At 59.8% G+C, this 19,767-nt stretch carries 20 protein-coding genes; all 20 read left to right on the forward strand.

Going from position 1 to position 19,767, the window contains the following annotated elements; translation table 11 throughout:
• Nucleotides 1-46 precede the first annotated feature (46 nt).
• The 20 genes from fapR to ACFPB1_RS15460 all read left to right on the forward strand — a co-directional run bounded on the left by fapR (nt 47) and on the right by ACFPB1_RS15460 (nt 18,981).
• On the forward strand, nt 47-664 hold the full coding sequence (gene fapR, locus ACFPB1_RS15365) for a transcription factor FapR (protein ID WP_208847127.1): 618 nt from the start codon (nt 47-49) through the stop codon (nt 662-664).
• Entirely contained in the window at nt 648-1,637 is a 990-nt protein-coding gene (gene plsX, locus ACFPB1_RS15370) for a phosphate acyltransferase PlsX (RefSeq protein WP_379226793.1), read from the forward strand. The genes fapR and plsX overlap by 17 nt, the downstream gene beginning before the upstream one ends.
• A 14-nt stretch (nt 1,638-1,651) precedes the next feature.
• Nucleotides 1,652-2,638, forward strand: coding sequence for a beta-ketoacyl-ACP synthase III (locus ACFPB1_RS15375; RefSeq protein WP_379226937.1), 987 nt, complete (start codon nt 1,652-1,654; stop codon nt 2,636-2,638).
• Between the two features lie 60 nt (nt 2,639-2,698).
• Nucleotides 2,699-3,625, forward strand: coding sequence for an ACP S-malonyltransferase (fabD, locus tag ACFPB1_RS15380; protein ID WP_379226795.1), 927 nt, complete (start codon nt 2,699-2,701; stop codon nt 3,623-3,625).
• A gap of 99 nt (nt 3,626-3,724) precedes the next feature.
• Nucleotides 3,725-4,474, forward strand: coding sequence for a 3-oxoacyl-[acyl-carrier-protein] reductase (gene fabG / locus ACFPB1_RS15385; protein WP_379226797.1), 750 nt, complete (start codon nt 3,725-3,727; stop codon nt 4,472-4,474).
• 94 nt (nt 4,475-4,568) lie between these two features.
• Nucleotides 4,569-4,805, forward strand: a complete 237-nt coding sequence (gene acpP / locus ACFPB1_RS15390; RefSeq protein WP_090637695.1) for an acyl carrier protein — start codon at nt 4,569-4,571, stop codon at nt 4,803-4,805.
• Between the two features lie 145 nt (nt 4,806-4,950).
• Nucleotides 4,951-6,192, forward strand: coding sequence for a beta-ketoacyl-ACP synthase II (gene fabF, locus ACFPB1_RS15395; protein ID WP_379226799.1), 1,242 nt, complete (start codon nt 4,951-4,953; stop codon nt 6,190-6,192).
• Nucleotides 6,182-6,874, forward strand: a complete 693-nt coding sequence (gene rnc, locus ACFPB1_RS15400) for a ribonuclease III (protein ID WP_379226801.1) — start codon at nt 6,182-6,184, stop codon at nt 6,872-6,874. Before fabF ends, rnc begins: the two co-directional genes overlap by 11 nt.
• 204 nt (nt 6,875-7,078) lie before the next feature.
• Nucleotides 7,079-10,654, forward strand: coding sequence for a chromosome segregation protein SMC (smc, locus tag ACFPB1_RS15405; RefSeq protein WP_379226802.1), 3,576 nt, complete (start codon nt 7,079-7,081; stop codon nt 10,652-10,654).
• A 102-nt stretch (nt 10,655-10,756) separates the two neighbouring features.
• Nucleotides 10,757-11,761: a signal recognition particle-docking protein FtsY gene (gene ftsY / locus ACFPB1_RS15410; RefSeq protein WP_379226804.1), complete on the forward strand. Its 1,005-nt coding sequence runs from the start codon at nt 10,757-10,759 to the stop codon at nt 11,759-11,761.
• A gap of 108 nt (nt 11,762-11,869) precedes the next feature.
• Nucleotides 11,870-12,238 carry a putative DNA-binding protein gene (locus ACFPB1_RS15415; RefSeq protein WP_379226939.1) on the forward strand — a complete coding sequence of 123 codons (369 nt, stop codon included), beginning with the start codon at nt 11,870-11,872 and terminating at the stop codon, nt 12,236-12,238.
• A gap of 146 nt (nt 12,239-12,384) precedes the next feature.
• The gene (gene ffh / locus ACFPB1_RS15420; protein ID WP_379226806.1) at nt 12,385-13,758 is read left to right on the forward strand and encodes a signal recognition particle protein; all 1,374 of its coding nucleotides are present in this window, start codon (nt 12,385-12,387) and stop codon (nt 13,756-13,758) included.
• Nucleotides 13,759-13,806: 48 nt separating this feature from the next.
• Nucleotides 13,807-14,079, forward strand: a complete 273-nt coding sequence (rpsP, locus tag ACFPB1_RS15425) for a 30S ribosomal protein S16 (protein ID WP_090637683.1) — start codon at nt 13,807-13,809, stop codon at nt 14,077-14,079.
• A 27-nt stretch (nt 14,080-14,106) separates the two neighbouring features.
• Nucleotides 14,107-14,337, forward strand: coding sequence for a KH domain-containing protein (locus tag ACFPB1_RS15430; protein ID WP_379226808.1), 231 nt, complete (start codon nt 14,107-14,109; stop codon nt 14,335-14,337).
• A gap of 81 nt (nt 14,338-14,418) precedes the next feature.
• Nucleotides 14,419-14,937 carry a ribosome maturation factor RimM gene (gene rimM, locus ACFPB1_RS15435; protein ID WP_379226810.1) on the forward strand — a complete coding sequence of 173 codons (519 nt, stop codon included), beginning with the start codon at nt 14,419-14,421 and terminating at the stop codon, nt 14,935-14,937.
• A 3-nt stretch (nt 14,938-14,940) separates the two neighbouring features.
• The gene (trmD, locus tag ACFPB1_RS15440; protein ID WP_379226812.1) at nt 14,941-15,711 is read left to right on the forward strand and encodes a tRNA (guanosine(37)-N1)-methyltransferase TrmD; all 771 of its coding nucleotides are present in this window, start codon (nt 14,941-14,943) and stop codon (nt 15,709-15,711) included.
• Nucleotides 15,712-15,873: 162 nt separating this feature from the next.
• Nucleotides 15,874-16,215: a 50S ribosomal protein L19 gene (rplS, locus tag ACFPB1_RS15445; RefSeq protein ID WP_090637675.1), complete on the forward strand. Its 342-nt coding sequence runs from the start codon at nt 15,874-15,876 to the stop codon at nt 16,213-16,215.
• Between the two features lie 207 nt (nt 16,216-16,422).
• On the forward strand, nt 16,423-17,124 hold the full coding sequence (lepB, locus tag ACFPB1_RS15450; RefSeq protein ID WP_379226815.1) for a signal peptidase I: 702 nt from the start codon (nt 16,423-16,425) through the stop codon (nt 17,122-17,124).
• Between the two features lie 13 nt (nt 17,125-17,137).
• Nucleotides 17,138-18,010 carry a ribosome biogenesis GTPase YlqF gene (ylqF, locus tag ACFPB1_RS15455; protein WP_379226817.1) on the forward strand — a complete coding sequence of 291 codons (873 nt, stop codon included), beginning with the start codon at nt 17,138-17,140 and terminating at the stop codon, nt 18,008-18,010.
• Nucleotides 18,011-18,366: 356 nt separating this feature from the next.
• On the forward strand, nt 18,367-18,981 hold the full coding sequence (locus tag ACFPB1_RS15460) for a ribonuclease HII (RefSeq protein WP_379226819.1): 615 nt from the start codon (nt 18,367-18,369) through the stop codon (nt 18,979-18,981).
• Nucleotides 18,982-19,767 lie beyond the last annotated feature (786 nt).

The raw sequence follows: 19,767 nt of genomic DNA on the forward strand, positions 1-19,767 counted from the left end.
GCGTATGAACGACGGCCGGGGCATATACTTAGACCAACAGGCAAAGGTGGTGCGGACCATCGAACGGCTTCCCAAACGAGAGCGTCACCAGCTGTTGACGTCGCTGATCGAAGACAATCCTTTCATAACGGACCAAGAGCTGACGCGCCGGCTGAAAGTCAGCATCCAGACGGTGCGGCTGGACCGGCTGGAGCTCGGCATTCCCGAGCTGCGGGAGCGGATGAAGCTGATGGCCGAACGTTCGTACGACCCGGTCCGTTCCCTGCCGCTGCACGAAGTGATCGGCGATATCGTGGATTTGCAGCTGGACCGCAGCGGCATTTCCGTATTCGAAATCAAAGACGAGCATGTTTTTTCCAGAACCGGCATCGCCCGCGGCCACCATGTGTTCGCGCAGGCGAATTCGCTCGCGGTCGCGGTTATCAACGATGAAATCGCCTTGACGGCGAAAGCGGATATCCGCTTCGTCCGGCAGGTGAAGCTTGGCGAGAAATGCATTGCCAAAGCGTACGTAAGGTCTATTTCCGGCGGCCGCAGCAAAGCGAAGGTCGAAGTCATCTCTTATGTAAGCGACGAAATGGTGTTCCAGGGCAGCTTTCTTATTTATCGTTCCGCCGGCGAGTCGGTCATCGAAGGAGGATTGGATGGTGCGGATCGCAATTGACGCGATGGGAGGCGACCATGCCCCCTCGCTTATCGTAAAGGGCGCCTTGGAGGCAGCGTCGGAAATGCCCGACGTCCGGCTCCTGCTCGTAGGGGACACGGATCAAATCAAGACGCATCTCGGCGCGCAGGTGCCGCCGAATATCGAGATCGTCCACGCGGACGACGTCATCGGCCCGGACGACGAGCCGGTGAAGGCGGTGCGCCGCAAAAAGTCGTCGTCCATGGTCATGGCGGGGCAGATGGTCCGCGAGGGCAAGGCGGAAGCCATGCTGTCGGCGGGCAATACCGGCGCGTTGATGACGACGGGCCTGCTCGTCGTCGGCCGGCTGGAGGGCATCGAGCGCCCGGCGCTCGTCTCCATGCTGCCGACGATGGACGACGTGGGCGTCCTCGCGCTCGATCTAGGCGCCAACATGGACGCGAAGCCGGAGCATCTGCTGCAGTACTCGATCATGGGCAGCATCTACCGGGCGAAAATGAACGGGCTAGACAAGCCGCGCGTCGGCCTGCTGAACGTCGGCACCGAGGCGATGAAGGGCAACGAGCTGACGAAAGCGGCGTTCGACCTGCTGGAAACCGCGCCGATTCATTTTATCGGCAACGTGGAGGCGCGTGACGTGCTGCTGCGCAGCTGCGACGTGCTCGTCTGCGATGGATTCGCGGGCAACATCATGCTGAAAGCGATGGAAGGCACGGCCGGAACGTTGTTCAAGACGCTGCGCGACGTGTTTTCCAGCTCGCTGCTGTCGAAGCTGGCCGCCGCGGTCGTCATGCCCAAGCTTCGCCTGCTCCGCAAGAAGATGGATTACAACGAGCACGGCGGTGCGCCGCTGCTTGGCATCAACGGACTCGTCTTTAAATGTCACGGGTCGTCCGACGTCAAAGCCGTCAAAAACACGGTCCGGCAAGCCAAATTGGCGATCGAAAGCAACTTGGTGGCTTCGATCGCCGCCGAAATTAGCAGGAAGTGAGTGGAAGCATGAACATGCAGCTGCACCCCGTAGGCGTCATCGGCACTGGCAAGTACGTGCCCGAACGCATTTTGACGAACAAAGACCTGGAGCAGATGGTGGAGACGAACGACGAGTGGATCGTCACGCGGACCGGGATGCGGGAGCGCCGCATCGCCGCGCCGGAGCAGGCGACCTCAGACCTCGCGTACCAAGCTTCCCTTCAGGCGATCGCGGCGGCCGGACTGACGGCGGAGGACATCGACCTGATCATCGTCGCGACGATTACGCCGGACATGTTTTTTCCGTCGACCGCCTGTCTAGTGCAGGATAAACTCGGGGCGCGGAAAGCGGCGGCATTCGATTTGTCGGCAGCCTGCTCGGGCTTCATCTACGGCCTCGCGACGGCGAGCAACATGATCGCGACCGGCATGTACAAGCACGTGCTCGTGGTCGGCGCGGAATGCCTGTCCCGGATTACGGATTACACCGACCGCAATACGTGCATCCTGTTCGGGGACGGCGCGGGCGCGGTCGTACTGGGCCGAGTGCCCGAAGGCCGCGGGTTCAAGTCGTTCGAGCTCGGCGCGGACGGCGGCGGCGGCGAACTGCTTCGCGTATGCGGCGGCGGCTCGCGGATGCCGTCCACGGCTGACAGCGTCGAAGGCAAGCAACATTTCATCTATATGGCTGGCAACGAGGTCTACAAATTCGCCGTGCGAATCATGGGCAACGCCGCGGAAGAAGCGCTGCGCAAAGCGGGCGTCGACAAGAGCGAGATCGATTTGCTCGTGCCGCACCAAGCGAACATCCGGATCATCCAGTCGGCGCTGAACCGGTTGGATTTGCCGCAGGAGAAGTGCATGATCAACCTCGACAAATACGGCAACGTTTCGGCGGCGTCCATTCCGATCGCCTTGGCAGAGGCCGTGGAGCAACGACGCGTCGGCGAAGGCGATACGATCGTGCTCGTCGGCTTCGGCGGCGGCTTGACGTGGGGCGCATCGGTCCTGGTTTGGTAATCATAAGCCTATCATTAGGTTATTATAGTCGTAGAATTTTGAAGTCGGAGGTCTTTATCGATGGGTAAAACCGCATTCGTATTTCCCGGCCAAGGCGCGCAGGCGGTCGGCATGGGGCAGGATATCTATGAGGCGATTCCCGTATCCCGCGCCGTGATCGACGCCGCCGACGAAGCGCTCGGCTTCAAGCTGAGCGAGCTGATCTTTCAAGGGCCGGAGGAGAAGCTGAAGCAAACGGTCAACACGCAGCCCGCGCTGCTTGCCGTCAGCGTCGCGTTCCTCGAGGCGCTGAAGGACGGCCCGCTCAAGCCGGACTTCGTCGCGGGCCATTCGCTCGGCGAATACAGCGCGCTCGTCGCGGCCGGCGCGCTCTCCTTCGCGGACGCGGTGCGTACGGTTCGCGCGCGCGGGGAGTTCATGGAGCAGGCGGTGCCGAGCGGCCAAGGCGCCATGGCGGCGGTGCTCGGCGCCGAGCGCGAAGCGCTGGCGGCGCTCTGCGCTTCGGTCTCGGCAGCGACCGGCGCGGTGGAGCTCGCGAACGTCAACTGCCCGGGTCAAATCGTCGTATCGGGCACGGCGGCGGGCGTACAAGCCGTCGTGGAGCGCGGCAAGGAAGCCGGAGCGAAGCGCGTCATTCCGCTCGAGGTGAGCGGCCCGTTCCACTCGTCGCTCATGAAGCCGGCCGCCGCGCGGTTGAATGATGTCCTGGCGAACCTCGCCATGCAGGACGCGTCCGTGCCGGTCATCGCGAACGTCACGGCGCGCCCGGCGACGGCCAGCGCCGATATCCGGCAGTTGCTCGAAGAGCAGGTCTACTCGCCTGTGCTGTGGGAAGACAGCGTGCGCTATCTGATCGAGCAAGGCGTCGATACTTTCGTCGAAATCGGATCGGGCACGGTACTCGCAGGTTTGATCAAGAAGATCGATAAGAGTGTCGGTATCGTCTCGGTCAACAGTCTGGAAGCGCTGAAGGCCGCCGCGCTGTAGCTCCGACATTAAGCGCGTTATACTATAGGTGCCCGGAGGACGGAGTCCTCTGGGGTCCCCCTTCCTGGGAAGGGGGATTTAGGGGAAGGAGAATTTCAAATGTTTGCAGACCTTACAGGCAAGACCGCGCTCGTCACAGGCGCGTCCCGCGGCATCGGCCGCGCGATCGCGATCGCCTTGGCGGAAGCCGGCGCGGACGTCGCGATCAACTATTCCGGCAGCGAGGCGGCCGCGTCCGAAACGGCCGAAGCCGTGCAGGCGTTCGGCCGCCGCGCCCTCGTGCTGAAAGCGAATGTCGGCAAATCCGACGAATTCGACGGCATGGTGAAGCAGGTCGTCGAAACGTTCGGCACGATCGATATTTTGGTGAATAACGCGGGCATTACGCGTGACAACCTAATTATGCGCATGAAGGAAGAAGAGTTCGACCAAGTCATCGAGACGAACCTCAAAGGCGTTTTCAACGGCGTTAAGGCCGTGACGCGCCAAATGATGAAGCAGCGTTCCGGCCGCATCATCAACATCTCGTCCGTTGTCGGCGTGCTGGGCAATCCGGGTCAGGCCAACTACGTCGCTGCCAAAGCCGGCGTCATCGGGCTGACGAAGGCGTCCGCACGCGAGCTGGCTTCGCGCGGCATTACGGTCAACTGCGTCGCGCCGGGCTTCATCCAGACGGACATGACGGACAAGCTGCCGCAGGAGATGCGCGAGAAGCTGCAGGCGGACATCCCGCTCGCGCGGCTCGGCGATCCGAAGGATATCGCGTCCGCGGTCCGCTTTCTGGCGTCGGACGCGGCTGCCTACATGACCGGCCAGACGATTCATGTCGACGGCGGCATGTACATGTAGTTATTTCACACATGGGCTGCAAAGCGGGCGAGCCGTTTGATGTATGGCATTTTGTCCGCAATTCTCGTATAATACCATGGAGGAGGTGAACCGGATGTCCGATGTATATGATCGTGTAAAGCGCATCGTTGTCGACCGCCTTGGCGTTGACGAGTCGGAAGTAACGCTTGAAGCTTCGTTTAAAGAAGATCTCGGAGCGGACTCTCTTGACGTCGTCGAATTGGTCATGGAATTGGAAGACGAATTCGATATGGAAATCTCTGATGAAGATGCAGAGAAAATTACGAGTGTAGGGGAAGTCGTTAATTACATAACTTCTCTGGCGAAGTAATAAAAAGTGACAAGTCCCGTTGCAAAGCGGGACTTCTCTCCATATTTGAACGATGTGAATCATTTACGTTCCTAACAGCTGAAGCGCATTAGCGTTTTTATAGATAGAGCAGGGATTTCGAGTCCCCATTTTGAGGTGAATAGACATGAAACAGAGAGTAGTCGTTACGGGCATGGGGGTTATGACTTCGCTCGGTTCCGAACTGGATACGTTTTGGGGCAATTTGATGGAAGGGAAGTCCGGCGTTTCGCAGATCGAAGCGTTCGACGTGACGGAATATCCGACCCGCATCGCGGCAGAGATCAAGAACTTTAACCCCGAGGATTACGGGATAGACAAGAAAGAAGCGCGCCGCATGGACCGCTTCGTCCAATTCGCGGTCGTCGCGAGCCAGAACGCCGTTAAGGATGCCGGCATCGGCATCGGCACGGACGTCGACGCGGAGCGCGTGGGCGTCATGATCGGCTCCGGCATCGGCGGTCTTGGCACATGGGAGGACCAGCATAACATTTTGCTGGAGAAAGGTCCGAAACGCGTCAGCCCGTTCTTCATTCCGATGATGATCGCGAACATGGCGTCGGGCCAAGTGTCCATGGCGACGGGAGCGAAAGGTCCGAACAGCACGGCCGTCACGGCGTGCGCGACGGGGACGCATTCCATCGGCGATTCCTATAAATTGATCCAGCGAGGCGACGCCGACATGATGATTTGCGGCGGCGCGGAAGCAACGATCCGGCCGACGGGCTTGGCGGGCTTCTGCTCCATGCGCGCCATGTCGACGCGCAACGATGAACCCGAGAAAGCGTCCCGTCCGTTCGACGTGGACCGTGACGGCTTCATTATGGGCGAAGGCTCCGGCATCTTGGTGCTGGAATCGCTGGAGCACGCGCAAAAACGCGGCGCGCGCATCTACGCCGAAGTCATCGGCTACGGCATGAGCGGCGACGCCCACCACATGACGGAGCCGGATCCGGACGGCGCGGCCCGCTGCATGGCGAAGGCGCTGCGCGACGGCGGCCTCGAACCGTCGCAGATCGATTACATCAACGCGCACGGCACGTCGACGCCGGTCGGCGACAAGTCCGAAACGACGGCGATCAAGAAAACGTTCGGCGATCATGCGTACAAACTGGCGGTCAGCTCCACGAAATCGATGACCGGCCATTTGCTCGGCGCGGCCGGCGGCGTGGAAGCCGTCATCCTCGGCTTGACCTTGACAAACGGCATCATCGCGCCGACGATCAACCTGGACAATCAAGATCCGGAATGCGATCTCGATTATGTGCCGAACGTTCCGCGCCAAGCGGACGTCAAGATTGCGTTGTCGAACTCGTTCGGCTTCGGCGGCCATAACGCGACGATCGTGATGAAGAAGTATGAAGCATGATCATTTCGAAGAGCTGCAGCAGCGTCTGCAGCTCCGTTTTCGTGCGAATAAGCTGCTGAGGCAGGCATTCACGCATACGTCGTACGTCAACGAGCATCGGCAGAACGGCACGGAGCATAACGAGCGGCTCGAGTTTCTCGGAGATGCCATCCTGCAATTGACGGTGTCGGAATATCTATACCGGACGTTTCCGGAACGGCCGGAAGGACAGCTGACCCGCATGCGCGCCTCGATCGTCTGCGAAGCGTCGCTCGCGCGGTTCGCGGAGCTGCTCGACCTCGGCAAGCATATTTTGCTCGGCCGCGGCGAGGAACAGCTCGGCGGACGGCAGCGTCCCGCGCTGCTCGCGGATTTGTTCGAAGCGTTCGTCGGCGCGATCTATTTGGATCAAGGGTTGGACACGGTAAGGGCGTTTCTGGCCGTGCATCTGTTTCCGCATATCGACAACGACGGCGTCATGGTAGGCAAGGACTTCAAGTCGACGCTTCAGGAGAAGGCGCAGCAGGCGGGCATGGGCGCGATCGAATACCGCATCGTCGAGGAACGAGGACCCGCGCATGACAGGGAATTCGTCGTCGAAGTCTTCATCGGCGAGACGGCATACGGCTCCGGCAGCGGACGGACGAAGAAGGAAGCCGAGCAGCAAGCGGCGGCGGAAGCGTGGCGCAAGCTGTCGAAGTAACGGAATAGCGGCATGTCGAAAATTCTGGTTACCCCTGGTGCCGGGATTTTTTCATTTTCGGGCAATCATGAAGGTTTGGATTATAATTCCAAATATGGGTGATCAGAGATTGCCGGCAGATGCATTCTCCCTGGTTTTGGGCGGATTTCGACCTGCCTACCGGCGGCAAATATGGTACAATAGGCGTTGAGGTGAAGGTAAGCGATGTTCCTGAAAAGGATAGAGTTGGCTGGATTTAAATCGTTTGCCGACAAAACGGAGCTGGAATTCGTCCGCGGCATTACGGCGGTCGTCGGCCCGAACGGCAGCGGAAAGAGCAACATCAGCGACAGCATCCGTTGGGTATTGGGCGAACAGAGCGCCAAGAGCCTGCGCGGCGGCAAAATGGAAGACATCATCTTCGCGGGAAGCGATGCGCGCAAAGCGGTCAATTTCGGCGAAGTTTCGCTGACCCTGGACAACGGGGACGGGGCGCTTCCGCTTGATTACAACGAAGTGACCGTGACGCGCCGCGTGCATCGCAGCGGCGAAAGCGAATACTTGATCAACAAGCAGTCGTGCCGACTGAGGGATATAACGGAATTGTTCATGGATACGGGCATCGGAAAAGAAGCGTACTCCATCATCGGACAAGGCCGGATTGAGGAAATTTTGAGCACGCGCTCCGAGGATCGCCGGGGGATATTCGAAGAGGCGTCCGGAATCGTGAAGTACAAATCCCGCAAGCGCGAAGCGCAAAAGAAGCTGGAGGACACGGAATCCAACCTGCTTCGCATTCACGACTTGGTCACGGAGCTCGAAGATCAGGTGGAGCCGCTTCGCGTCCAATCGGAGAAGGCGATTCAGTATAAGCAATTGCGCGATCAGCTGAAAATCGCGGAAATCTCCATGTACGTACATAACATCGAGTCGGTGCACAAATCGTGGACGGAGTCGAACGCGCGGATGGCCAAGCTGCAGGAAGAGCAGCTGGCGCTGTCCACGGTCGTGAGCAAGCACGACGCCACGCTGGAGAAGGACCGTCTCAAGCTGCGCGACCTGGAAGAGTCGCTCGACCGGCTCCACGAGGCGATGCTGCAGTACAGCGAGGAATACGAGAAATGCGAAGGATACGGCGAGGTGCTGAAGGAACGCAAGCGCAACCTGGAGCAAAACCGCGCGCAGCTGGACGCGTCGCTCGCCGCGCAAACCGAACGGATCTCGGCCCTGACGAAGGAAGAGGCGGAATTCCGCAGCAAAGCCGCGCTGCTCGATAATGAGCTCGAGGCGCTTCGGAAAAAGCTGGCCGAGGAGGAGGAGCAGCTGCTCGGCACAAACGCGTCCGCTTCGGGCGACGCGGAAGAGTCGCTCAAGGGCGAGCTGCTGGACGTGCTGAGCACGATGGCGCAGCTGCGCAACGAGATCCGTTACGCAACGCAGCAGGAAGAAGCGCTGCAGCGCCGCATGGACCGGCTCGGCGACGAGCATGCCAAGTGGCAGGAGCAGCACACGCAGCTGACGGCGAGGCAGATGGAGCTGCAAAGCAAGCTCGAGACGACGCTTGCCGATATTGCCAAGATGCGCAACCGCTACATTACGGAGGCCGAAGGGCTGCAGAACGGTCAGAAGATGCTGGAGGAAGCGCAGACCGCCTTGCGCAAATGGGAACAGAAGAGCGACGCGCTGACGTCCCGGCGCGACACGATGAAGGAGATGCAGGACGATCTGGACGGCTTCATGCACGGGGTCCGGGAGATCCTGAAAGCGTCGCGCCGCACGACGGGCGGCGTCGAAGGCGTGCACGGCGCGGTCGCGGAGCTCGTCCGCGTGCCGGAGAAGGTCGAGCTCGCGATCGAAACCGCGCTCGGCGGCGCCCTGCAGCACGTCGTCATGAACGACGAGCGCAGCGCGCGGGCGGCGATCGCGTTCTTGAAGTCGCGCCAGCTGGGCCGCGCGACCTTCCTGCCGCTCGACGTCATCCGCGGCCGGAACATTCCGGACCATGACCGCCGGACGGTCACGGGACTGGAAGGCTTCGTCGGCATCGCGTCGGAGCTCGTGTCATGCGACGCGAAGTACGCGAATATCGTAGAAAATCTGCTCGGCAACGTGCTTATCTCCGAGACGCTGGAGCAGGCGAACCGGATCGCTTCCCGGATCCAGTACCGGTTCCGGGTCGTGACGCTGGAAGGCGACGTCGTGAACGCCGGCGGTTCCATGACCGGGGGCAGCATTCAGAAGAAAGGCGCCAACCTGCTCGGACGGCAGCGCCAAATCGAGCAGCTGGATGAAGAGATCAAAGCGACGGACGCGCAGCTCGCGAAGCTGCGCGACAAGATCAGCGACCTGCGCAAGGAGCAGTCGATCCGCAACCAGAAGGTCGACGAGACGCGCGAGCTGGGCGAGAAGCTGCGCATCGACGAGCAGCATCTCCGCGCGGAGCTGCAGTCCGTGGACAAAGAAAAGCGCATTCTGGACGAGCAGGCGCAGCTGTTCCAAGCGGACAGCGCCGGCCACAAGACCGAACAGCAGCAGCTGAGCCAGTCCGCGAAAGCGGCGGAAGAGCGGCTTGAGGCGCTGACGCGGGAGGAAGCGCGGCTTCAAGACGCGATCCGCCAGGCGGAGGAGCGGCGGAAGGCCGGTGAATCCGCGAAGGAGCAGCTGCAGGATCAACTGACGGACCTTAAGATATCCCTCGCGAAGACCGATCAGGAGAAGATGTCGTTCGAGGACCAGGCGACCCGGATCCGTTCCGAGATCGGGCGGGCGAAGCAGGAGCTGTCGGGCATCCGCGACATGCTGCAGCGCCAGGACGAGGAGCTGCGTCTCCACGCCGAAGAGAGCGCCAAGCAGCTCGAGCAGCTGAACGCGCTCAAGCTGAAGAAGGATGGCTGCGCCGAGCAGACGGATTTGAAGCGCGCGGCGCGCGCGGAGCTGACCCGCGAGCTTGAGCAGGGCGAGAGCGAAACGAAGGATCAGCGCGCCCAGCTGCGCAGCGTCGAGGACCAGCTGCGGCAGATCGAGATCGGGGTCAACCGGCTCGACGTCGAGCTGGACAACCTGCTCCGGAAGTTGAGCGAAGAGTACGAACTCAGCTACGAGCTCGCCAAGGAGCGCTACCCCGTTCCGGAGGATGTGCCGGCGCTGCAGAACGAAGTGCGTGATTTGAAGCGCCGCATTTCCGGACTGGGCGAAGTGAACCTCGGCGCGATCGACGAATACGAGCGCGTCAAGGAACGCTACACCTTCCTAAACGATCAGAAGAACGATCTCATTGAGGCGAAAACGACGCTTTACCAGGTCATCCGCGAGATGGACGACGAGATGAGCCGCCGGTTCAAGAGCACGTTCGAAGCGATCCGCGGGCATTTCGTCGTCGTCTTCGCGAAGCTGTTCGGCGGCGGGCGCGCCGATCTCATCATGGTGGAGCCCGACCGGGTACTCGACAGCGGCATCGATATCGTCGCGCAACCGCCGGGCAAGAAGCTGCAAAATCTGCAGCTGCTCTCCGGAGGCGAGCGCGCGCTGACGGCGATCGCCCTGCTGTTCGCCATCCTGCAGGTGAAGCCGGTACCGTTCTGCGTGCTCGACGAAGTCGAAGCGGCGCTCGACGAAGCGAATGTATCGCGCTTTGCCCAGTATCTGCGCGAATTCTCGGAACTGACCCAATTCATCGTCGTCACGCACCGCAAAGGCACGATGGAGGAAGCCGACGTGCTCTACGGGGTTACGATGGAAGAAGGCGGCGTCTCCAAGCTCGTGTCCGTCCGGTTGGAGGACGACGAGCCGGTCTCCGCGTAATCGCTGCACCCGAACAACCGATTCAGACGTATATAAGAAGCCGGAGCCCGCGCCTGCTGCGCCGGGCCCGGCTTTTGCGAGTAAAGGGATGGAGGTCCAATCATGAGTTTTTTTAAACGGTTGAAAGAAAGCATCGCCCAGAAGACCGAGGCGGTCACGTCCATTTTCAAGGAAGGCTTGACCAAGACGCGGACCGCGTTCGTCGGCAAAATCGAAGAGCTGATCCTGCGCCGCAAAAAAATCGACGAAGCGTTTTACGAAGAGCTGGAGGAAATTCTGATCGGCGCCGACGTCGGCGTGAACACGGTCATGCAGCTGATCGACGAGCTGCGTGCGGAAGTGAAGAAGCGCAAAATCGAGGAAGCGTCCGAGCTGCAGCCGATTTTATCCGAGAAGCTGGTGGAGCTGCTGAAAGGACACGCTTCGACGTCGCTGCGCATGGCGGAACAAGGCATGACCGTCATTCTGTTCGTCGGCGTCAACGGCGTCGGCAAGACGACGACGATCGGCAAGCTCGCGCATAAATTCAAATCCGAAGGCAAATCCGTCCTGCTGGCGGCGGGCGACACGTTTCGTGCCGGCGCCATCGAACAGCTCGAAGTATGGGGCAAGCGCGTCGGCGTCGACGTGATCAAGCAGGAATCCGGCGCGGATCCGGCGGCGGTCATGTACGATGCCGTCCACGCGGCGAAGCAGCGGGGCGTCGACGTGCTGCTGTGCGATACGGCGGGCCGGCTGCAGAACAAGCATAACCTGATGGAAGAGTTGAACAAGATCTTCCGCGTCATTCAGCGCGAAGTGCCCAACGCGCCGCACGAGGTGCTGCTCGTGCTCGACGCGACGACCGGCCAGAACGCACTCAGCCAGGCGAAACTGTTCGGCGAGAAGAGCGGCGTGACAGGCCTCGTGCTTACGAAGCTCGACGGCACGGCGAAGGGCGGCATCGTCATCGCGATTCGCAACGAGCTGGATTTGCCGGTGAAGCTGGTCGGCTTGGGCGAGAAAATGCAGGATCTGCAGGAATTCGACTCCGAGCAGTTCGTGCACGCGCTGTTCGGCGGACTGCTGCAAGCCGCCGAGGACGAGGCCGAAGCGGGTCGGAATTAGGTGACAAGGAATCCAGCTTGACAGCGCATAGGCCGCTGCGTTATGATAGTCGTCGTGGAAATGGTGTAAAGGCATTTGCCTTGACGCAAAGGAGCGGATTGCATGAACATGCACGAAACCGACGCCCTGGCGAAAACGAACCGGATCAACATGCTGTTCGACTTTTACGAAACGCTGCTCACGGAAAAACAGCAGACGTTTCTGAAATATTATTTTCATGACGATTATTCGCTCGGGGAGATCGCGGCCGAATTCGATATTAGCCGCCAAGCGGTCTACGAGCATGTCAAGCGCGCCGAAGCCGTGCTCGAGAACTGCGAGAGCAAGCTGCAGCTGCTCGCCAAGCATGAAGCGTCCGAACGTTGGCTGGCTAAGCTCGACGGCGTGGCGGATCGGTTCGCGGCCAACAGCGACATTCGTGCGGAGCTCCGGGCCATTGCGCAGGGGCTGCGCGGCGAAGGCAGAAGCGTTACATAATATTGAGCTTATGCTTTCGATATCGTTTTACTTGCCATACTGGCAAGGCTTCGCCAACAAAACTTAGCTTAAGCTTACGAAGTAGTTTTGTTTTACTTGCCATACTGGCAAGGCTTCGCCAACAAAACTTTTGGGAGGTGACGGTCATGGCATTCGAAGGGTTGTCCAGCAGGCTGCAGAACGTGTTCGGCAAATTGCGCGGCAAAGGGAAAGTGACGGAGGATGACGTTAACGAGGCGATGCGCGAGGTGCGCTTGGCGCTGCTCGAAGCCGACGTCAACTTCAAGGTCGTCAAGGATTTCATCGCGAAGGTGAAAGAACGGGCGATCGGCCTGGAATTGACGAAGAGCTTCACGCCCGGCATGGTCGTCGTCGACATCGTAAATAAAGAGCTGACGGAGCTCATGGGCGGCACGAACACGAAGCTCGCCAAAGCGAACAAGCCGCCGACGGTCATTCTCATGGCTGGCTTGCAGGGCGCGGGCAAAACGACCTCGTCCGCCAAGCTCGCCAAGCTGCTGCTGAAAGAGAAGCATAAGCCGCTCATGATCGCCGGCGATATTTACCGGCCAGCTGCCATCAAGCAGCTGCAAGTGCTAGGCGAGCAGATCGGCGTGCCGGTCTTTACGCTCGGCGACCAGACGTCGCCGGTCGAGATCGCCCGCCAGGGGCTGCAGCTTGCGAAGGACAACGGACACGACTACGTCATCATCGATACGGCGGGCCGGCTGCATATCGACGAGGCGCTGATGACGGAGATTCGCGACATCCATGCCGCAACGAAGCCCGATGAAGTACTGCTCGTCGTCGACGCGATGACGGGCCAGGAAGCCGTTAACGTCGCCCAGAGCTTCCACAGCCAGCTCGAGCTGACGGGCGTCGTGCTCACGAAGCTTGACGGCGATACGCGCGGCGGCGCTGCGCTGTCGGTCAAAGCCGTCACCGGTTGCCCAATCAAGTTCGCGGCGACGGGCGAGAAGATCGAACCGCTCGAGCCGTTCCATCCTGAGCGGATGGCGTCCCGAATTCTCGGCATGGGCGACATGCTGTCGCTGATCGAGAAGGCGCAGACTGCCATCGACGCTGATAAGGCCGCGGAGATGGAGCGCAAGATGCGCACGGCGGAATTCACGTTCGAGGATTTCCTCGAGCAGATGGAGCAAGTGCGCAAGCTCGGACCGCTCGACCAATTGCTCGATATGATGCCGGGCATGGGCAAGATGAAGGATATGAAAAACTTGAAGGTCGACGAGAAGCAGATCGGCCGAGTCGAGGCGATCGTCAAATCGATGACGAAGGAAGAGAAGCGCAAGCCCGAAATTCTCAACCATAGCCGCCGCAAGCGGATCGCGCTCGGCAGCGGCACCTCCGTCGCGGAGGTTAACCGGCTGATCAAGCAATTCGACGATATGAAAAAAATGATGAAGCAGTTCTCGTCCATGATGGGGCCGAAAGGACCGAAGGGCGGCTTGAAAGGGCTCAAGGGCATGCTTCCCAAAGGAATGAAATTCCCGTTCTGACCGCATGGTTCCGGGCAGGCGGAAATTCGTTGAAGGAGGTGAATTCTCATGGCAGTACGTATTCGTTTGAAACGCATCGGTGCGCACAAAGCGCCTTTCTACCGCGTCGTGGTATCCGATTCCCGTTCCCCGCGTGACGGTCGCTTCATTGAAGAAATCGGGACTTATAATCCGGTAGCTCAACCGGCTCAAGTCAATATCGATGAAGAGAAAGCTCTGAAATGGCTCCAAAACGGAGCGCAAGCTTCCGATACGGTCCGCAACCTGCTTTCCAAAGCGGGCGTAATGACGAAGCTTCACGAGCTGAAGCTTCAAAAATAACCTACTCGGTGCGGGGGGCCTATTGTGATGAAGGACTTGATTCTTGTCATAGCGAAGGCTTTAGTGGATAACCCGGAGGATGTGCGCGTCGACGTGAAAGAAGACGATCGCGGCACCGTTTACCTGCTGTCGGTCAATCCCGGCGACATCGGGAAAGTGATCGGCAAGCAGGGGCGGATCGCCAAAGCGCTGAGAACGGTCGTCGCCTCGGCGGCCGTCAAATCGCAGAAGCGCGTCATGGTCGATATCGTTTCGTAGCGATCGTGCATCGAGACAGGGCTAGGATGGTGATCCTAGCTCTTTTTCGATGCAAAATTCGAAAAAGTCAGGAGACCAAGCATGAATCAACAATGGCTATCGGTCGGGAAGCTCGTCAACACCCACGGCATCCGCGGCGAAGTGAAGGTCATCTCCCAGACCGATTTTCCCGAGGAGCGGTTCGCGCCGAAGTCCAGGCTGACGCTCTTGAACGAAGAGAACGGGCAGCAAGTGGATGTGGAAGTTCAAAGCGCCAGAGAGCATAAAGGCATGTATTACTTGAAGCTGAAAGGCTACGATAACATCAACGACGTCGAGAAATATAAGGGCTGGTCGTTGAAGGTCTCGAAAGAAGAAATGATCGAGCTGGACGAAGGCGAATATTACCACCACCAGATCATCGGCTGCGCCGTCGTGACCGACGAGGGCGCGGACCTTGGCGTCATTACGGAAATCTTGGTGCCGGGCGCGAACGACGTGTGGGTTGTTCAGCCGAAGAAGGGTAAGCAGGTGCTCATACCGGTCATCGACGAGGTCGTGCTGGACGTCGACGTGGCGAACAAGACGGTGAAGGTTCATCTGATGGAAGGGCTGATCTAAGGCATGCGTATCGACGTCTTAACCTTGTTTCCCGAGATGTTCGAAGGCGTCTTCGGCGCCAGCATTCTCGGCAAAGCCCGGGAAAAAGGAATCGTCAGCCTGAATGCGGTTAACTTTCGTGATTACGCGAACAATAAGCATAATACGGTGGATGACTACCCTTACGGCGGAGGCGGAGGCATGGTGCTGAAGCCCGAGCCGCTGTTCGCGGCGGTCGAAGACCTCATGCCGGAAGACGGACCGAAGCCGCGCGTCGTCCTGCTCTGCCCGCAAGGCGAGCGTTATACGCAGCGGAAGGCCGAAGAGCTGTCGGCAAGCGAGCATCTGGTGTTCGTATGCGGACATTACGAGGGCTATGACGAACGGATCCGACAGCATCTCGTCACCGACGAAATTTCGGTCGGCGATTATGTGCTCACCGGCGGCGAGTTGCCGGCCATGGTCGTCATCGACAGCGTCGTCCGCCTGCTGCCCGGCGCGCTCGGCAACGAGAATTCGGCGGTGACGGACTCGTTCAGCACCGGATTGCTGGAATATCCCCACTATACGCGCCCGGCGGTTTTCCGGGGCTGGGAGGTGCCGGAGGTGCTGACGTCCGGCCATCATGCCAACGTGGAGACCTGGCGGCGCCAGCAATCCATTCTGCGTACGTTGGAACGCCGCCCCGAGCTGCTCGAAACCGCGGATTTGAGCAAAAAGGAACGGGTGTGGCTGGCGGAGCAAATCCGCAACCGCGAGCATCGGGTGCAGTTCGGGGCCGATTCAGAAAAATAAGGAATTTCGACGGGACTTGTTATTGTGTTCTGGGCGGAAATGTGTTAACATATCTGATGTTGCTTTGTTAACTCGGGCGGTCCGCTATAAGCAATGATCCGGCCTTCTTAGTGAATCCGGTAGCTTATAAGAACGTCTATGGTGGAAGGAGTTGAAATCCAAATGAACCTTTTGCAAACAATTGCGCAAGAAAATCTTCGTACTGACCTTCCAAGCTTTCGCCCGGGCGACACGCTTAAGGTACACGTAAAAGTTATCGAGGGATCCCGCGAACGTATCCAGCTGTTCGAAGGCGTCGTCATCAAGCGTCGCGGCGGCGGCATCAGCGCTACTTTTACGGTACGTAAAATTTCGTACGGCGTTGGCGTAGAAAGAACGTTCCCAGTGAACTCGCCGAAAATTGAGAAGATCGAGGTTGCTCGCCGCGGTAAAGTCCGTCGCGCGAAACTGTACTATCTTCGCAATCTTCGCGGCAAAGCTGCGAGAATCAAAGAAATCCGCTAATGCACACGACAAGAGGGGGACTTGCGCAAACAAGTCCCTTTTCGCTTTTTACGTTTATATTTCGGAAGAAGGCCGGGGGCATACCCGCGGCCAAATCGAGCCGGGCGAAACTTGCCGTGCCGAATATCCGTTTATTTTTTACATAGCTGACCATTGTATCGCATCGGCGAGCAAGGCTATTATTCCTGCACAGAAGAGGGTGTAATCATGGACCAACAACATCGCAATGACGAACAGCAAGTCGAGCAGGAAAGTGTTAAGCCTGAGGAGCATCGGGATGTCGTTGACGGCACGGATGCCCCCGATTCGCCGAACAAGCCTCCGGTCAAGGGCAAGGCGCAGAAAGAGCTGTTCGAATGGGTCAAGGCGCTGGCCATCGCGGCGATTCTCGTCCTCGTCATTCGTTACTTCCTGTTCGCGCCGTTCATCGTGGACGGGCCTTCCATGGAACCGAACTTCTACACGGGCGAACGGTTGATCGTCGACAAGGCGATCTACGAGCTGCGCAAGCCGAAGCGCGGAGAAGTCATCGTATTCCACGTGCCCGAAGAAGGCCGCGACTTCATTAAGCGCGTCATCGGCGTGCCCGGAGATAAAATCAAGTACGAAGACGATAACCTGTACGTTAACGGCAAGCTCGTCGATGAGCCGTACTTGAAGGAATCGATCGCGGCCGCGAAGGCCAAGGGCGAGATATTCAACAACAACGGCGGGGAAGAGCGGAACTTCCCGAACTCGAACTTCGACACGGACGTCGTGCCTCCGGGCCACGTGCTCGCTTTCGGGGACAATCGCCGCAATAGCAAGGACAGCCGGATTATCGGCTTCGTCGACGACAAAGAGATCGTTGGACGGGCGGACGTCATTTTTTGGCCGCTCAACAAATTGGCTTTCGTGAAACAAGGATGAGGTGAATGTCGGCATGACGATACAGTGGTTTCCCGGCCATATGACGAGAGCGAGAAGGGAAATTCAAGAGAAGCTGAAACTGATCGACATCGCGATCGAGCTTCTGGATGCCCGTGTACCGCTTTCGAGCCGGAACCCGATGGTGGATGAGATTTTGCACGGCAAACCGCGGCTGATTCTGCTGAACAAGGCGGATTTGGCCGATGCGCGGACGACGGAGCTGTGGCGGGCGTATTTTGCCGATTTGGGGTATGCCAGCCTGGCGATCGACGCTTCGACCGGCAGCCGGGTGAATGAAATTCCGGCCAAGGTACGGGAGCTGCTGCACGAGAAGATCGCCCGTCAGATCGCCAAAGGCATGACGCCGCGCCCGGTGCGCGGCCTGATCGTCGGCATCCCGAACGTCGGCAAATCGACACTGATCAACCGGCTTGCCGGCCGGAACATCGCGGCGACCGGGGATCGTCCCGGCGTCACAAAAGGCCAGCAGTGGATTAAGGTCGGCACGGAGATGGAGCTGCTCGATACGCCGGGGATATTGTGGCCGAAGTTCGAAGACCAGCTCGTTGGCTACAAGTTCGCGATGACCGGGGCGATCAAAGAACAGGTGCTGAACGTGGAGGACGTGGCGTTCTTCGCGATCAAGTCGCTGGCGGACAGATATTGGGACGCTCTCGCGGAGCGCTTCGGACTGACGGAGCCGCCGCGGGATCCGGAGGATAATCAAGAGCTCGTGCGCGTCATGGAAGACATCGGGCGCAAGCGGGGCTGTCTCGTCAGCGGCGGACGCGTCGATCTGGAGAAAGCGTCGGGCATTATCTTGCGCGAGCTGCGCGCGGGGAATTTGGGCCGCATTACGCTCGAGTCGCCGGAGGATGCGCGTTAACGGGAACGGCTGCCTTTGTTTTAGACGAGGCGGCCGTTTTTTATGGGCGAAAATAAGCGCAATCCGATTGCAAAACATGACGTTCCTCGCCGCCGGAACGTCTTTTTGTCGATGGCAGGAGCTTCGCGCCTGCGCGCTTTGCGTGGTTTACCAAGGAACGGCAGGACGAAAGGTCATGACAAACGAAGCGCAGCTTGCGATAATAGAGGGACACGAAACGGTCCGTTTCGGTACAATACATAGTTATCTTTGGGGAAAAAGGCGCAAATCGGCAGGCTGGGGAAGGAAAGGGTCGCCGCCTGCTGCTTATGCTGTGTTTAAAGAGTGCATTGGTAGAGGAGAGAGGAGCGAACGGCATGTTGGCAGAATTCGAGAAGCCGTTATGGGAGCAAGGGATCCGCGGCATCGCCGGCATCGACGAGGTAGGACGGGGCTGCTTGTTCGGCGACGTAGTGGCGGCCGCTGTTATTTTGCCGGAAGGCTTGGTGCTGGAAGGCGTCAACGATTCCAAGAAGCTGACGGAGAAGAAGCGGGAGGAATTATATTGGCACATCGTCGATTGTGCGGAAGCCTGGTCGGTCGCACGCGTCGATGCCTCGACGGTGGATGCGATCAACATCAAGCAAGCCGCGCGGCTCGCCATGAAACAAGCCGTCGAATCGCTGGGCGTACAGCCGGAGTACCTGCTCGTGGACGCCGAGAAGGTTGACGTCGACGTGCCGCAGCAGGCGATCGTCAAAGGGGACGCCAGGAGCCAATCCATCGCCGCCGCTTCCATTCTCGCGAAAGTGACGCGGGACCGGCTGTGCTGCGACGAATGGGACAAGCTTTATCCCGATTACGGCATTGCGATACATAAAGGGTATGCGACGAAGCTGCACCGCGAGAAGCTGCTCGCCCACGGGCCGAGTCCGATGCACCGGCAAAGCTTCCTCGGGAAGCTGTTCGCGGAGCAGCAGGTGTTGTTTTAAGGGGCGTACGGAAGGCCGAAATATGGTGCGCTTGGCGTCGCGGCGAGGGGTTCAGCCGGAGGACGGTTTGACCGATAAAAGGGCTATGGGTTTTTGCGCAAGCGGAAGGAAGTGCGGCGAATGTCGATGTCGATCGGACAAATGATGAGAGGCTTGGTCGGCGACGCGCAGGCCGGGGACGTCCGTGCGCTCGAGCTGAAGGCGGGACAGAAGGTGCGCGCCGTGCTGGTGAAGATGACCGGCGATCAGGAGGGCATCGTCCAAATCAACGGGGTTCCCGTCCATGCGAAGCTGGATACGCCTCTCGAGCCCGGCAAGGCGGTGCTGCTGCAGGTGCAGCCGGAACCCGCCGACGGCGCGCTCGTGCTGAAGCAGGCGGAGCCGGAAGCGGGGCGGGCGCCGGAAGCAAGCGTCAAGGCGTGGATTCAGGCGCTGGAGCTGCCGGATACGAAAGCGTCCGCGGCGCTGGTCGCCGAGCTGCGGAAGAACGGGCTCGCATTGACTCCCGGCGTGGCGAGTCAATTCAAAGCCGCGCTGGCCGCCATGCCTGCCGGCGGCGATGCGCTCTCTTGGCTGCGGGCGGCCGCGCTGGCCTTCAAGCGCGGCCTGCCGATGACGGGCGCGACGATCGGCGCGCTTCAGCAGGTGCTTGCCGGGCCGCCAGCGCACGCGCTGCTGGATGCGCTGGAGGCCGGGCTTGCCGCTTGGCGCGGCACGGCCGCGGAGCCAGGCGCCGCGGCCGGAACCGCGCCGCCGCCCGCCGGGGCGGCGCAAGCGGCCGCAGCG

This window comes from Paenibacillus sp. GCM10023250, from assembly GCF_042653205.1.
Classification (GTDB): Bacteria; Bacillota; Bacilli; order Paenibacillales; family Paenibacillaceae; genus Paenibacillus_Z.

Coding starts and splice junctions, on each gene's coding strand:
- ftsY (WP_379226804.1), top strand. CDS start 10,757: ATGAGTTTTTTTAAACGGTTGAAAGAAAGCATCGCCCAGAAGACCGAG.
- lepB (WP_379226815.1), top strand. CDS start 16,423: ATGGACCAACAACATCGCAATGACGAACAGCAAGTCGAGCAGGAAAGT.
- ACFPB1_RS15415 (WP_379226939.1), top strand. CDS start 11,870: ATGCACGAAACCGACGCCCTGGCGAAAACGAACCGGATCAACATGCTG.
- ylqF (WP_379226817.1), top strand. CDS start 17,138: ATGACGATACAGTGGTTTCCCGGCCATATGACGAGAGCGAGAAGGGAA.
- rpsP (WP_090637683.1), top strand. CDS start 13,807: ATGGCAGTACGTATTCGTTTGAAACGCATCGGTGCGCACAAAGCGCCT.
- fabG (WP_379226797.1), top strand. CDS start 3,725: ATGTTTGCAGACCTTACAGGCAAGACCGCGCTCGTCACAGGCGCGTCC.
- smc (WP_379226802.1), top strand. CDS start 7,079: ATGTTCCTGAAAAGGATAGAGTTGGCTGGATTTAAATCGTTTGCCGAC.
- acpP (WP_090637695.1), top strand. CDS start 4,569: ATGTCCGATGTATATGATCGTGTAAAGCGCATCGTTGTCGACCGCCTT.
- ACFPB1_RS15430 (WP_379226808.1), top strand. CDS start 14,107: ATGAAGGACTTGATTCTTGTCATAGCGAAGGCTTTAGTGGATAACCCG.
- rplS (WP_090637675.1), top strand. CDS start 15,874: ATGAACCTTTTGCAAACAATTGCGCAAGAAAATCTTCGTACTGACCTT.
- fabF (WP_379226799.1), top strand. CDS start 4,951: ATGAAACAGAGAGTAGTCGTTACGGGCATGGGGGTTATGACTTCGCTC.
- fabD (WP_379226795.1), top strand. CDS start 2,699: ATGGGTAAAACCGCATTCGTATTTCCCGGCCAAGGCGCGCAGGCGGTC.
- trmD (WP_379226812.1), top strand. CDS start 14,941: ATGCGTATCGACGTCTTAACCTTGTTTCCCGAGATGTTCGAAGGCGTC.
- ffh (WP_379226806.1), top strand. CDS start 12,385: ATGGCATTCGAAGGGTTGTCCAGCAGGCTGCAGAACGTGTTCGGCAAA.
- rnc (WP_379226801.1), top strand. CDS start 6,182: ATGAAGCATGATCATTTCGAAGAGCTGCAGCAGCGTCTGCAGCTCCGT.
- rimM (WP_379226810.1), top strand. CDS start 14,419: ATGAATCAACAATGGCTATCGGTCGGGAAGCTCGTCAACACCCACGGC.
- ACFPB1_RS15460 (WP_379226819.1), top strand. CDS start 18,367: ATGTTGGCAGAATTCGAGAAGCCGTTATGGGAGCAAGGGATCCGCGGC.
- ACFPB1_RS15375 (WP_379226937.1), top strand. CDS start 1,652: ATGCAGCTGCACCCCGTAGGCGTCATCGGCACTGGCAAGTACGTGCCC.